The organism is Cyclobacterium xiamenense (assembly GCF_900109255.1).
GTDB classification, from domain to species: Bacteria; Bacteroidota; Bacteroidia; order Cytophagales; family Cyclobacteriaceae; genus Cyclobacterium; species Cyclobacterium xiamenense.
Map to the genome: position 1 here is coordinate 86,861 of NZ_FNZH01000004.1, position 13,345 is coordinate 100,205.

Here is a 13,345-nt window from a genome sequence, read left to right on the forward strand (position 1 = left end):
TTTCCAATGACTACCAAAAAGACGATGGAGCGAAAAAAAAATGTAACGATTGCGTCCGCCCAATTTGAAAATGCAAGTGGGGATAAGGAAAAAAACCTGGATACCATCGAAAAGTTGAGCCAAAGCGCTGCCGCCGAGGGAGCAGATGTGATCGCTTTTCACGAATGTTCCGTTACTGGATATACCTTTGCGCGCAAACTGGACAAAGAGCAATTGCTGGACTTGGCTGAGTTTGTGCCCGATGGCCCAAGCACCAGGAGGCTGGTGGAAATTGCCGGGAAATACGGCATCGTCATTCTGGCAGGGCTATTCGAAAAAGATACCTCGGGTGCTGTTTTCAAATGTTACGTTTGTGTGGATGGGAACGGGCTACGGGCCAGGTATCACAAGCTTCATCCTTTTATCAACCCCCACATTACGCCCGGTTCGGCCTATTGTGTTTTTGAACTTCACGGCTGGAAATGCGGGATTCTGATATGCTACGACAACAATATTGTAGAAAATGTACGTGCGACCAGCCTTCTGGGCGCGGAGATAATTTTTATGCCGCATGTTACCATGTGCACGCCCTCTACGCGGCCGGGTGCGGGGTTTGTCGATCCCGCTTTGTGGCAGAACCGGCACAAAGACCCTACGTCGTTGCGGATAGAATTTGACGGAATGAAGGGAAGGCAATGGCTGATGAAATGGCTTCCTTCCCGGGCCTACGATAACGGTATCTACGCGGTCTTTTCCAACCCGATAGGGATGGATGACGACCAGTTAAAAAATGGCTGTTCCATGATTCTGGACCCTTTTGGGGACGTCATCGCCGAGTGTCGAAAGTTGGACAATGACTTCTGCCTGGCCACTCTGGACCCGGAAAAGCTTCAGCAGGCGGGCGGATTTCGGTACAAAAATGCCCGACGGCCCGTATTGTACCGGGACATCATCGGAAAGGAACATGCATCCACACAAAAAGTGGCCTGGATAAACGACCGAAAAAACAAAGAATAACGTGGAAAAACAAGGAATGCCCGAATGCTTTTACCGGGTGAGTGTAAAGGCGCTGGTGTTGGATGCCTCCCGGCGCTTTTTGCTGGTTCAGGAAGACAACGACTGGTGGGAACTACCCGGCGGAGGCCTGGACTTTGGCGAAAGTCCCAGAGAAGGAATTCGTCGGGAAATATGGGAGGAGATGCGCCTGAAAACGACGTATGTCGCTGGTACGCCCAGCTACTTTTTTACCGTAAAAAACCACAAGGGGGTGTTTATTGCCAATGCTGTCTACGAAACCAAATTAGCTCACCTTGACTTTGTTCCTTCTCCCGAATGCGTAAATGTGCGTTTTTTTTCCCCGCAGGAGGTATTGGCCGCGGCTAACATGTATCCCAATGTACGGGTTTTTGCGTCCATTTTTGACAAGGAGGCAAGAAGTGACTAATCACGAATCCGGTCAAAAGTGAGTGATCAGCGAGTGCGTCGTGGTTTCCAACACGGCAAATGCATTTTCCGCCATGGCATTTTCTGTGTCCAAGGTGGGGTTAACTTCGACGATTTCCCAGGCACAGACGCGTTTATCTTTAATAAGGGCCTTGTTTAGTCGCATGGCTTCTTCTACGGTTAACCCATTGGGAACAGGGGTTCCGGTGCCTTTCGATAGGGAGTCATCCAGGCTGTCCACGTCAAAGGATATGTACACTTGCTCACAGTCTTTGAGGGCCTCCAGTGCCATGGCTGCTGTTTTGGAAACCCCTTGTTTTCGTAGCGTTTCTACCGAAATGGAAGGGATTTGGTAGCGCTCGATCAGGTAGTCTTCTGGTTGTTCAGTATCCCTTACCCCGATAAACACAATGTCTTCCGGCCGTATTGCGGGGGCCATGCCTCCGATATTCTTTATCTTTTTCCAATAGGCGACTGTACCGGGAAGCGGATCGTTCTGTTTCTGCTCCAGATTGTCCATGCCCAGGCAGATCGCAAGGGGCATTCCGTGCATGTTTCCCGATGGAGTAGTATATGGCGAATGTAAATCGGCATGCGCATCAATCCAGATCACCCCCAGTCGTTTATTCGGGTGAGCTGCCTTTATTCCCAAGATGGTACCGGCTGCAGTGGAGTGGTCTCCCGCGAGAATGATCGGAAATTTTTGTTGGGAGCGAAGGGACTTGATGGTTTGGAAGACATTTTGCAGTACTTCGTAGACGCCGTCGATGTAGTTGGCGAACGGGTGCTGATTTTCTCGCCACAAGTAGTTGTTGGCATCTTTCACGTTGATCGGATCAAATCGGGTAAAGAAATCCGATTTTTTATCCAGACTGGCTACTTTTAGCGCATCGATGCCCATGCTTGCTCCTCGCGTTCCAGCTGCCAGTTCCGATCGCACTTCCACCAGTTTTATGTCTCTCATTCCTGTTTTGTTAGATTAGACGCAAAATTCCCATAAAATGAAGATGAATACAAATTAATTTTTGATGAAGGTACCTCCTGCTTAGGGAAGGTCGGGTATGAAACCAAAAAAAATTGATTATTTTGCACCATATGTTATACCAAGGCACTTCACTGGCCACTATACCTGGCTTGTGAGGGGGCTTAACTTAAAAAAGAACCACTAACTAAAATTAATCCCAATGAAATCAACCACCGACAGAAGGAGCTTTTTCAAAAAAGCGGCTGTATTGGCAGGAGCTTTTTCTTCCAATAGCCTTTTTGAACAGTTGCACGCCGCTGATATACTGGCAAAGAACAGGCAATATGTAAGCCTGTCCCCCCAGGAAATGGCCGAGAACGAAGATTTTTGGGCTACTATACAGCAGGGATATCCGGCAAGTTCCTCGCCGGTATTGAATCTCAACAACGGAGGCGTCTCGCCTAGTCCCTTGTTGGTCTTGCAGGCAGTAGATCGCTACAGCCAACTTTCCAATCAGGCACCTTCCTATTACATGTGGCGGATTTTGGATCAGGGAAGGGAACCGCTTCGCCAGAAGTTGGCGCTCTTGGGGGGCTGCGACCCGGATGAATTGGCGATTAACCGTAATGCCACCGAGGCCTTAAATACCATTATTTACGGGTTGGATTTGCAGAAAGGCGACGAGGTGATCGGGTGCAAGCAGGATTACCCAAACATGATGCAAGCCTGGAAGCAACGGGAGCAACGGGAGGGAATTCGTTACAAACAACTTTCCTTTGATTTTCCCATAGAAGACGACGAAACCATCGTTGAAGCCTATCGGCAAGCCATCAGCCCAAAGACGAAAATCATCCATGTCACCCATGTGATCAATTGGGTGGGGCAAATCATGCCTGTGCGCAAAATTTGCCAAATGGCCCACGAAAAAGGCCTGGAGGTAATTGTAGACGGCGCCCATTCGTTTGGCTTGCTGAACTTCCAGATTCCGGATCTGGAAGCAGATTATTTTGGCACCAGTCTGCATAAATACCTGTCTGCGCCCATCGGTACCGGGATGCTATGGATAAAGAAAGAGAAGATTTCCAAGGTATGGCCTCTTTTATGCAACGGAAATCCGAAAAGTGAGGACATCCGGAAATTCGAAACCCTCGGCACCCGTAGTTTTCCCTTGGAACAGGGCATCGGGGAAGCGGTAAATTTTCATAACGGCATAGGAGCCGAGCGAAAGGAGGCGCGGGTACGTTACTTAAAAAATTACTGGGCGGAACAAGCCCTGGGTATTCCGGGGGTCAATATCCATACGTCTCTACAGCCAGCATATAGTTGCGCCATCGCAGGAGTCTCTGTTGATGGCCTTAGCCCGCAGGAATTGGAGCGGCAGCTTTTGGGAACATACAAGATTCACACCACGCCTATTAGCTACGAAAACATCCACTGTGTACGGGTATCGCCGCACGTGTACACACGGCTAACCGATTTGGATCGGCTGGTAGCTGCTCTCGGCGAGCTTTCTGCCGCTCATAGCAGTCAGCCACTAGGGCAAAAGGGAACGTGATGGGGGTAACGGAATACGATGCAATCGTCGTAGGCTCGGGCCCCAACGGATTAGCGGCGGCCATTACCCTACAGCAGCAGGGTTTACGGGTACTGCTTATTGAGGGAAAGGAGCAGGTAGGGGGCGGCATGCGCACACAGGAACTCACCCTACCCGGTTTCCAGCACGATGTCTGCTCGGCCATTCATCCACTGGCGGCCTCGGCTCCATTTTTTAGAAGTCTTCCCCTGGAAGCATATGGCTTGCGACTATTGCATCCCGAGGTTCTTGCGGCCCATCCGCTGGCAGATGGCAGTTCGGTGTGTTTGTATCGATCCCTTACCGATACAGCAGCGCAGCTGGGAGCAGACGAAAAGAAGTACCTGGAATTGATGCGCCCCATCGTCAATAATTGGGATTCCCTGGCCTCCGATTTTTTAGGACCACTGAAGTTCCCTAAAAAACCGCTGCAGTTAGCCTCCTTTGGACGCAAAGCTTTGCAGCCAGCAACTTGGCTTGCCCGCTCGTTTACCTCCGAAAGGACGGCGGCGCTATTTGCAGGGATGGCTGCGCACGGAATTCAACCCCTGACCAACTGGGCCACTTCGGCCATTGCCCTGGTACTGATGGGTGCAGGTCATGTGGGCGGATGGCCGGTGGTTCAGGGCGGATCACAAGGTCTGGCTGATGCGTTATTGGCCTATTTTTTGGACAAAGGAGGGCAATTTCAAGCCGGTTGGATGGTAGCGGATTTGGGGGAGCTCCCTGCGGCAACGGCTGTTCTGTTCGATACCAGCCCCCGTCAGTTGCTCAAGATTGCGGGCAAGGAATTTTCCCGGTTATATACCTGGCAACTAAACCGATATCGGTACGGGATGGGGGTGTTCAAGGTTGATTTTGCCCTGGATGGTCCGGTCCCCTGGACTTCAGCTACCGCCCGCATGGCAGGAACCGTGCATTTGGGGGGGACGCTGTCGGAAATTGCGGCCTCGGAAGCGGGGCTTTGGAAAGGAATTTATTCGGAAAACCCCTACGTATTGGTGGCACAACAGTCCCTGGCAGATCCACACAGGGCTCCTCAGGGAAAACACACACTTTGGGCCTATTGCCATGTACCATCCGGAGGAAACACGGATATTACCGAGGTGGTTATCCGGCAGATTGAAAAACAAGCTCCCGGGTTCCGTAAATTGATCCTTGCAATAAAATCGATGAATGCCAGCGATTACGAATCCTATAACCCGAATTATGTAGGGGGAGACATCAATGTGGGCGTTCAGGATATTTACCAGCTATTTTCCCGGCCCGCCCTTCGGTTTTCACCCTACCGAAGTTCGGCAAAAGGGATTTATCTTTGTTCATCGGCTACGCCTCCCGGTGGTGGAGTGCATGGAATGTGTGGGTTTCATGCAGCAAAACAAGTCCTGCACGATTTGTTTTAAATACAAAAAAATGAAATTAAAATACATGTTATTTCATTAAGTATCATTTTTTAAAATTTAATTTGTTAAAATATTCTTTTTCCCTATTTTTAAAACAACTATCAATAGTTTTTAGAAGGATGCGGGGGGTGCACAAAACGATTGTCCTGGTACTTTTTAGTTTGCTTTTTTTTGTAGCAACCGGTACAAGTCGTAACCTACCTATCGGATCTGTTGATGTACTGCTGGAGCAGGTAAAGGCCCTGCAATACGACAATACAACCATGGCATTTTCGTTGCTGGCCGAGGCAAGGGAGCGCGCAGGGAGTAATCCGAATTCGCTGCTGCGGGCAAAATTAAACAATCGGGAAGCCACCTTGCATTATATTTCCGGAAACTACGATTTGGCACTGAACCAGTACATCCGGGCCAGGGAGGATGGGGAGTTGGCAAACGCGAAAGCGGAAATTGTATATGCCCTAAACGGAAGGGCCCTGATTCAAATGGTGGACAAGGAATACCAGGAGGCCCTTCGGTTGCTTGGCGAATGTGTTGAAATCAATAGGGCATTGCAGGATAGCCTTTCTCTGGCGAAGAATTTCTTCAACATGGGAATCGCCCATGACGAGATGAGCCAGCCGGATCAATCCCTGGACTACCTGATTCAGGCCCAGGAATATTTGCGTAGCGACAGCCTTGTGGTTTTAAACCTAATGGTCAAAAATAGAATGGCCAAAGTATACCACAAAAAGGGCGCAAGGCATCAAGCCGCCGCTCTTTATCAGGAAGTGTTGGCGACGAAACCCATCCTTACTAACTGGGAGAAATCATTTGCCCTTGCCGGTTTGGCCGAACTCAAATTGGATCAGGGAGACCTGGAAGAGGCGCTGGCCTTGGGCAAAGCAGCGTTGGAACATGCAGAAATTCATGGAGCCCATTGGGATTTACAACAAATCACGGGACTGCTGAGTCGAATCTACCAGCAACGTGGGGAGCACGAGTTGGCATTTTTTCATTTAAAGGCACATCAGGTCTATAGCGACAGCCTATACAATGCCTCCAAGAACAGGCAAATGGCTCGCATGGAGTTAAAGCTGGCGCAGGCCGATAACGAACGTTTGCGGGCAGAAAAGGAGCGGGATCAGACCTTGATACAGCACCATTATAAATGGATGGGATTTTTGGTGCTACTTGTTGTTTTTTTGGGTATTATTCTCTATTTCTTCTATAAAAACCTACGTCTAAAAAACAGATTTACCCGGTTTTTAGCCAAAAACAACAAAGCCATTCGGGAGCAGAAAGAGGTAATCGCCCGGCAAAATCAGGCCCTGCTGGAGGTAAATGGTACGCGGACCAAAATTTTGTCCATTATTTCCCACGACTTGAGGTCCCCGATTAACGGATTGAAGCAACTGCTAGCCATCCGGAACCAGAAGTTACTAACAGCGCAGGAAGAAGACGAGGTGGTATCGCTATTATCGACTCAGATTCAACAGACCGAAACGTTTCTGAACGATTTGTTGGAATGGGCCAATACCCAAATGGATGGAATGGTTGCCCACCCTGTCCCTGTAAACGTAGTGGAAACGGTGAATACCGTACTGGAACAATTGGACTACCCGCTCAAAACAAAATTTCTGGTGGTTGAACACGTTTGGGGACCGGCCAACCGGCATTTTGCCCGGGTGGATACCAATCATTTTAAGATCATCATTCAGAACATCCTGGGAAACGCCATCAAGTTTACCCCCGAGTATGGGAAAATCCGCGTGTACTATACCCTGACGGCCGACAACATTGCCTGCCACATCGAAGATTCCGGAACAGGCATCAACGAGGCCCAGCAGGAGCTGATTAATGGAGAAGGAGACGCGCGGATTCCTTCCATGGTTGGCACCCGCAACGAGAAAGGCACCGGCCTGGGACTGCTAATGGTGAAGCAGTTTCTGGCGCTTAATGGGGGAAAGATGGATGTAGCCAGCATTCCCGGCCTGGGTACCCGATTTACCCTTCATTTTCACCGGGAAGCCATTGAAACCAGGGGATAAACCCGGCCAGAAAATAGCAACCGTAGGACGCCTGTTACCGGAACGGATAAACAAAGCTCCCAAATCGCTGGTAAATAGCCCTTTCCAATTCTTCCTGATGTTCCGGGGCAGCAATTTTTTTTAACTCATGCGCCCGCTGACGCAGGTTTTTCCCGTACAGATAGGCAGCGCCGAATTCAGTCACCACGTAGTGCACATGGGCCCGGGTGGTAACTACCCCCGCCCCTTCTTTCAGAAACGGGACGATTTTGGATTTCCCTTTTTTCGTTCCGGCACGTAGGGCCATGATCGGTTTGCCCTCGTCCGACAAGGCGGCTCCTCTCATGAAATCCATCTGACCACCCACACCGGAGTAGTGGTAGCTACCGATGGAGTCGGCGCAGACTTGTCCGGTCAGGTCGATTTCAACGCAGGAGTTGATGGAGATCACCTTTGGATTTTTTCTAATGACGGAGGTATCGTTTACGTAGGCTGCCTCGTGAAAGGAAAAAGCCGGGTTATCGTGAATGGCATCGTAGAGTTTTTGGGTGCCAATCACAAATGAGGACACGACTTTTCCCGGATGCTTTTTCTTAAACTTGTTTGTAATTACCCCTTTATCGAACAGGTCGATGACGCCATCGGAAAACATTTCGGTATGGATGCCCAGGTCTTTGTGGTTGTGCAAAGACTGCAATACCGCATCCGGAATCCCCCCGATACCGAGTTGTAAGGTGGCACCGTCGTCTATCATTTCTGCGATGTATTTGCCTATTTTGTAGTCGGCTTCGTCCAGTTTGGCAGCGTAGTTTACCTGAGGTAGGGGCTCATCAACCCTAATGGCACGGTCAAATTTGCTCATGTGGATTTGCCCATCGCCCATGGTCCGCGGCATTTGCTCGTTGATCTGGGCAATAATAAATTTGGCGGTATCGACTGCTGGGCGGGCCACATCCACCGATGTACCCAGGGAGCAATACCCGTGTTGGTCGGGAGGGGAGACCTGTACCATGGCCACATCGATGGGAAGGATATTTTTTCGGAATAGTCTGCCGATCTCACTCAGAAAAATGGGCACGTAACCGCCTTGTTCACTATTCACCGCTTGCCGCACGTTTTCTGAAACAAAGAGCGAATTGATATAAAAACTTCCTTTGCAGGATGCTTCGGCCAGGGGCATGTCGCCCAGGGTGGTAATGGATACGATTTCTACGTTTTCCAACTCATCCTTCCTATTTGCCAGTGCACGCACAAGCACCGAAGGGGTGGCGGCACTGCCATGGACAAATACCCGTTGATGACTGTTGACTAATTGGACTGCCTCCTCAGGACTTACTACTTGAAAATCCGGTTTCATACGATTTAGCGATTAGTTTATACAACTCATTCACCCAAAACACCAGGGAAGATATCGCCGCCCAGCCTAAAAATTCCCACAAAGAGATCGGTTGGAATTTAAATATGCCAGCGAGCGCAGGAACTTCAATTATTAACACCTGAATGGTGATGGATACGATCAGGGCGTAATTTACCCACTTATTACTGAATAGCCCAATCTTAAAAGCAGAACCTTTTAGGTTTCGCATATTAAAGACGTTAAACAGCTGGGAAAAAGCCAACACGATAAAAACAACTGTCCGGGCTTTTTCAATCCCCTCCGGAAGGTAAAGGTGGAAGGCCAGCATTGCCATGGATGCCATTAGGAATGTATTCAGTACTAAAAAAGGAATGATTTCCCGATTGATGATGTTCTCGTGGGACTTTATTGGTGGGGCGGTTAATTCCTTACCGGTTCCCCTTTCGGTAGCCAGGGCTTTGTCGCAAAACCCGTCCGTGATTAGGTTGATCCAGAGAATTTGCGTTGCAGTTAAGGGCATGGCATAGCCCAGGCCGACGGCAACAATGAGGGTGATGATCTCCGCAAAATTCGTTGTAATAAGAAAAAAACTGGTCCTTCGGGCATTGTTGAACACGATTCTCCCCTGTTCTACGGCCGATACGATGCTGGCAAAATTATCGTCTGCGAGGACTACCAAAGAGGCCTCTCTGGCTACATCGGTACCCATAATACCCATGGAAACACCCACATTGGCCTGGCGCAAGGCAGGTGCGTCGTTGACCCCATCCCCCGTCATGGCTACCAATTCTCCCTGGGCCTGAAGGGATTCCGCAATGCTAACCTTCATTAGGGGACTTAATCTGGAAAATACATCGACTTCCTGTATGGCCCGGGCAAATTCCTGCTCGCTCAATTGCTGCAACTCGGATCCCGTGAGCACGCGTTCCCGGCCGGGAAGTACGATTCCCACCTCCTTACCGATAGCCAGAGCGGTTTGCGAATGATCTCCGGTAGCCATGATTACCCGTATTCCGGCCAGATGGCAGGCATTTACTGCTTCGAATACTTCGGGGCGGGGTGGATCTACCATGGCCGCCAATCCACAAAAAACCCATTCCTGGTCTGTAAAGTCACCGGTAGTCGCTGCATCCGCGGTTTGGAAAGCCAGGGCCAACACGCGAAACCCCCCTTTTGACCAGTCCTCCAGTTTTTTTTTGATAGTGTACCGTTGCTTGTCAGAAAGTTCGGAAATACCATCTTTTCCCTGAGATTGGGCAGATTTCTCCAGGAGTTTTTCTGGAGCACCGATAATGAACCGAACGTTTACTCCGAGTTTTTCTACCACCGTGGAACGAAATTTATCGACCGTGCTAAAGGGAATTTCCTGCACAACTGGCAGGTGCTTACCCAGGCCGGCTTTTTCGGCCAGTACGGCAAAGGCCGCCTCGGTAGGATCTCCGGTTACCTGTATCTGGCCTTTTTCATTTACCGAAAGCGAGGCTTGTTGGCAATGGGCTGCAATTTCCAATAGGGGTGCCAATGCCGCCAGGTCAGCTTTGTCTCCCGAAAACTCACCGCTTCGCTCCCAGCCTTCTCCACTTACATAAACATCCGATCCACCTGCCTGCCACAATTTTTTGATGGTCATGGAATTTTGAGTGAGGGTGCCCGTTTTGTCCGTGACAATGGTACTCACAGATCCCAGGCTTTCCGTGGCGGCGATTTCCCGGATGATGGCATTTTTCTTTGACATCCGGTAGGAGCCGATGGCCAGTACAATGGACAATACGGCAGGTAGCCCCTCGGGAATGGCGGAAACGAGCGCGGCCAGCGAAATCAACAGTAACTCGTCGATGGGGATTTTTTGGAAAAAATATCCCACCAGAAACAGCATAATCGCACTGCAAATTGATAAAATGGCCATCTGCCGGGCGAGCTTGTTCGACTTGATTTGAAAATTTGATGGCTTTTTCGGGATGGCTTTCAAACTGCGGGCAATCGTTCCGAGTTGGGTCGATGAGCCGGTAGCTACCACCCAGGCCAGTGCGCTTCCTCCGGAGACATAGGTGCCTTTCCATACCATATTGGTTCGGTCACCGATGGGGCTGTCTGCCGGGCCTGCTTCAGTGGTTTTTTCGACCGGTACCGATTCGCCGGTTAGGGATGCTTCCATGGTTCGGGCATCCTGGCTCTGAAAAAGGATACCGTCGGCTGGAATTAGGTCCCCCTCGCTTAGGCGCATGACGTCTCCGGGAACCAGTTCTTTGGAAGGAATCGTTAGTAATTTTCCGTCCCGAATGACGCTGCATTGGGGGACCAACAGCCCTTTTAGCGCCTGGACGGCGTTTTCAGCCTTGTATTCCTGAATAAATCCGATGGCTATGTTCAGGAGGACGATGGCCAGTATCACGAAAACGTCTACCCGATGTCCGGTCAAAAAAGAGATCAGGGCAGCAAGTAGCAGAATGTACACCATGACATTGTTTACCTGCCGGGTAAGGATGTACCAAAAAGATTTTTTTTTTGGATCGGGGAGCTCGTTTTTCCCAAAAACCTGCAGCAATTCTTCGGCTCGTTTTGGAGTTAAACCAGACTCGGTCGTTTGCAGCATTCGTTTGATTTGCTCCGGAGCAAACTGGTGAGGATTTTCCGGAATTTGGATCATTGCTCCAGGGCATTTTTAACCATGATAAACTCCGATATATTTTCCTGATCTACAATTCCGAGAAAATGGTTCGCCTCGTAAACCAGCGCCACCTTTTTATTTTCTGACGCCATTTTTTTGAATGCCTCCTGCAGGGGTGAAGAGACTTCCAGTTTCAGGGGCTGCGTATCAAACGTCTTTTCGATGCTGCTTTCCGGGCTTCCTTGTTGCAGTCCGCGTACAATCCCTTCCCTGCTTAGGGTACCGATGGGACTGTCTTCCTTTACTACGACAAAGTGGGTAGCCTGCCCATCGAGCAGCTTATCGATGGCTTTCTGCAACGGAGCATCAAAAGCAAGTATAGGGAATTTTCGCATGAGGACGTCGCCTACTCGATAGCCTTCCATAAAGGACTGCTGTTTGGTTTGGTTTACTTCCGTCTGTGCACCCAGAAAAATAAAAATCCCGATCAATACCAACACGGGGTTAGTAAATAATCCAAAGAATACGAAGGCGATGGCCATGACTTGACCAATTCCTCCGGCAATTTCTGTTGCCTTCGTTCGTGGCATTCGCGTAGACAACAAGGCCCGCAATACCCGTCCTCCATCCATGGGAAAAGCGGGTAATAGATTAAATAATGCAAGAAAAAGGTTCGCGGATGCCAAAAACAGCCATATGCTGTTGCCATTCAGCTTGGGTTCCTCCAGCAGGTTGACATCAAAACCGGTAAAAGAAATCAAAACAGCTAGCAAAAAGAACAAGGCGATATTGACCAGTGGTCCGGCAATGGCCACTTTCAGTTCCTGTCGGGGCTCCTCCGGTAATTTTTCCAGCCTTGCCAAACCACCGATGGGAAGCAGAATAATGTCCCGGGTTTGGATACCGTATCGCTGTGCGGTCAGTGCATGTCCGAATTCATGCAAAATCACGCATACAAAAATCAGCAATACAAAAATCAGGGTCCATCCGGTATCTACCCAGGGGGTTCCGGATCGCATATTGGATAAAATGATCCACGCCAATAGCAGCGAGAATGTCCAATGGATAAAAACCTTGATGCCGCTGTACTTTCCTAAATATAACGAGAATTTCATGGTAAGGAGGGGAGTTAGGGAATTGGCACGAATGCCCTGTTGATTTCCGTAAAAATAGGGTTTTGATACTACTTTGCAAACGCCCCTGGGTAAAGAAATCGGAAAAGAAGTGGTATAGAAGGGAGAAAAAATCGCATAAACCACCTTCGGATTCAAGGGTATTTTTCTTTAATTGCCGAACCATTTACCGTAATCCTAAGTTATTGTCAATTGACCAAATTTTATTATTTTCGATCCAAACATGAGTAAAAAGCAGATTACCCTTCGAATGATTGCTGATCATGAATACGAATCAGTAAATGCAACCGGAAACAACGTACAAATTGACATGTATCCCGAAACGGAAAAGCAACACCAATCACCCATGGAATTGCTGCTTTCCGCGCTGGCAGGCTGCTCCGCAGTGGACGCCGTACAAATGATGAAAAAAAAGCGCAAAGGAGTAACGGATTTTAAAATAAAAGCGGAAGGTACGCGCAGTGAGGGCATCCCTTCTTTCTACGAATCCATTCATTTGCATTTTATTTTGACTTCCCCAGATGCAACGCAGAAGGAGTTTGAGAAGGTGGTAACGCTAGCTGTTGAGAAGTATTGCTCGGTCGCTTCCTCCCTGAAGTCTGAAATAATCCATACAGCGGAGGTAATCCGGCCAATATGAGGGTAGTGAGCGATTTTACCAAGGACGGCATCAAAATCACCCTTTTTGATTGGAATAATAAGTATTTACTGAAGTTCGAAGCCGGTGGCATGGAGCAGACTTTCAAAATAGCGGCATTGGATGTCACAGACGAAAGCGATTTGGAGGAGTTGACCCAAGGGACATTTTTCGATCAGGTGAAAGAAAGATTTGACGAAATGAATCAATCCCTTCAAAAAGCTTTGAAAAATTTCTAACTT

Annotated in this window: 11 protein-coding genes; 7 read left to right on the top strand and 4 right to left on the bottom strand. The window is 49.1% G+C overall.

What is annotated here, in order from left to right; all coding sequences use genetic code 11:
• Positions 1 to 24 precede the first annotated feature (24 nt).
• Both BMW71_RS13870 and BMW71_RS13875 read left to right on the top strand, forming a co-directional pair.
• The gene (locus BMW71_RS13870) at positions 25 to 996 is read left to right on the top strand and encodes a nitrilase family protein (RefSeq protein WP_092176047.1); all 972 of its coding nucleotides are present in this window, start codon (positions 25 to 27) and stop codon (positions 994 to 996) included.
• A gap of 1 nt (position 997) precedes the next feature.
• The gene (locus BMW71_RS13875) at positions 998 to 1,423 is read left to right on the top strand and encodes an NUDIX hydrolase (protein ID WP_241684965.1); all 426 of its coding nucleotides are present in this window, start codon (positions 998 to 1,000) and stop codon (positions 1,421 to 1,423) included.
• Between the two features lie 12 nt (positions 1,424 to 1,435).
• Here BMW71_RS13875 and rocF read toward each other — a convergent pair whose 3' ends face one another.
• Positions 1,436 to 2,386, bottom strand: coding sequence for an arginase (gene rocF, locus BMW71_RS13880; RefSeq protein ID WP_092175132.1), 951 nt, complete (start codon positions 2,384 to 2,386; stop codon positions 1,436 to 1,438).
• Between the two features lie 220 nt (positions 2,387 to 2,606).
• Between rocF and BMW71_RS13885 the strand changes: the two genes are divergently transcribed.
• The 3 genes from BMW71_RS13885 to BMW71_RS13895 all read left to right on the top strand — a co-directional run bounded on the left by BMW71_RS13885 (position 2,607) and on the right by BMW71_RS13895 (position 7,389).
• The gene (locus tag BMW71_RS13885; RefSeq protein ID WP_092175135.1) at positions 2,607 to 3,941 is read left to right on the top strand and encodes an aminotransferase class V-fold PLP-dependent enzyme; all 1,335 of its coding nucleotides are present in this window, start codon (positions 2,607 to 2,609) and stop codon (positions 3,939 to 3,941) included.
• Positions 3,941 to 5,362, top strand: a complete 1,422-nt coding sequence (locus BMW71_RS13890; protein ID WP_092175138.1) for a phytoene desaturase family protein — start codon at positions 3,941 to 3,943, stop codon at positions 5,360 to 5,362. Before BMW71_RS13885 ends, BMW71_RS13890 begins: the two co-directional genes overlap by 1 nt.
• 263 nt (positions 5,363 to 5,625) lie before the next feature.
• Positions 5,626 to 7,389: a sensor histidine kinase gene (locus BMW71_RS13895; protein ID WP_218145587.1), complete on the top strand. Its 1,764-nt coding sequence runs from the start codon at positions 5,626 to 5,628 to the stop codon at positions 7,387 to 7,389.
• Between the two features lie 34 nt (positions 7,390 to 7,423).
• Here the strand turns inward: BMW71_RS13895 and BMW71_RS13900 are convergent, their stop codons facing one another.
• Genes BMW71_RS13900 through BMW71_RS13910 form a run of 3 tightly spaced genes read right to left on the bottom strand, consistent with a single transcriptional unit; the run spans position 7,424 to position 12,448 of the window.
• Positions 7,424 to 8,725, bottom strand: a complete 1,302-nt coding sequence (locus BMW71_RS13900) for an acetyl-CoA hydrolase/transferase family protein (protein ID WP_092175143.1) — start codon at positions 8,723 to 8,725, stop codon at positions 7,424 to 7,426.
• Complete coding sequence (locus BMW71_RS13905) at positions 8,694 to 11,372, bottom strand: cation-translocating P-type ATPase (RefSeq protein ID WP_092175146.1); 2,679 nt, start codon at positions 11,370 to 11,372, stop codon at positions 8,694 to 8,696. The genes BMW71_RS13900 and BMW71_RS13905 overlap by 32 nt, the downstream gene beginning before the upstream one ends.
• Positions 11,369 to 12,448 (bottom strand): site-2 protease family protein, encoded by a 1,080-nt coding sequence (locus BMW71_RS13910; RefSeq protein WP_092176052.1) that lies wholly within the window; start codon positions 12,446 to 12,448, stop codon positions 11,369 to 11,371. Before BMW71_RS13910 ends, BMW71_RS13905 begins: the two co-directional genes overlap by 4 nt.
• Positions 12,449 to 12,689: 241 nt before the next feature.
• Here BMW71_RS13910 and BMW71_RS13915 point away from each other — a divergent pair, with 241 nt between their 5' ends.
• Both BMW71_RS13915 and BMW71_RS13920 read left to right on the top strand, forming a co-directional pair.
• The gene (locus BMW71_RS13915; RefSeq protein ID WP_092175149.1) at positions 12,690 to 13,106 is read left to right on the top strand and encodes an OsmC family protein; all 417 of its coding nucleotides are present in this window, start codon (positions 12,690 to 12,692) and stop codon (positions 13,104 to 13,106) included.
• Positions 13,103 to 13,342, top strand: coding sequence for a hypothetical protein (locus BMW71_RS13920; protein ID WP_092175152.1), 240 nt, complete (start codon positions 13,103 to 13,105; stop codon positions 13,340 to 13,342). Before BMW71_RS13915 ends, BMW71_RS13920 begins: the two co-directional genes overlap by 4 nt.
• The last annotated feature ends 3 nt before the right edge of the window (positions 13,343 to 13,345 follow it).

Coding starts and splice junctions, on each gene's coding strand:
- BMW71_RS13870 (WP_092176047.1), top strand. CDS start 25: ATGGAGCGAAAAAAAAATGTAACGATTGCGTCCGCCCAATTTGAAAAT.
- rocF (WP_092175132.1), bottom strand. CDS start 2,386: ATGAGAGACATAAAACTGGTGGAAGTGCGATCGGAACTGGCAGCTGGA.
- BMW71_RS13885 (WP_092175135.1), top strand. CDS start 2,607: ATGAAATCAACCACCGACAGAAGGAGCTTTTTCAAAAAAGCGGCTGTA.
- BMW71_RS13890 (WP_092175138.1), top strand. CDS start 3,941: ATGGGGGTAACGGAATACGATGCAATCGTCGTAGGCTCGGGCCCCAAC.
- BMW71_RS13895 (WP_218145587.1), top strand. CDS start 5,626: ATGGCATTTTCGTTGCTGGCCGAGGCAAGGGAGCGCGCAGGGAGTAAT.
- BMW71_RS13900 (WP_092175143.1), bottom strand. CDS start 8,725: ATGAAACCGGATTTTCAAGTAGTAAGTCCTGAGGAGGCAGTCCAATTA.
- BMW71_RS13905 (WP_092175146.1), bottom strand. CDS start 11,372: ATGATCCAAATTCCGGAAAATCCTCACCAGTTTGCTCCGGAGCAAATC.
- BMW71_RS13910 (WP_092176052.1), bottom strand. CDS start 12,448: ATGAAATTCTCGTTATATTTAGGAAAGTACAGCGGCATCAAGGTTTTT.
- BMW71_RS13915 (WP_092175149.1), top strand. CDS start 12,690: ATGAGTAAAAAGCAGATTACCCTTCGAATGATTGCTGATCATGAATAC.
- BMW71_RS13920 (WP_092175152.1), top strand. CDS start 13,103: ATGAGGGTAGTGAGCGATTTTACCAAGGACGGCATCAAAATCACCCTT.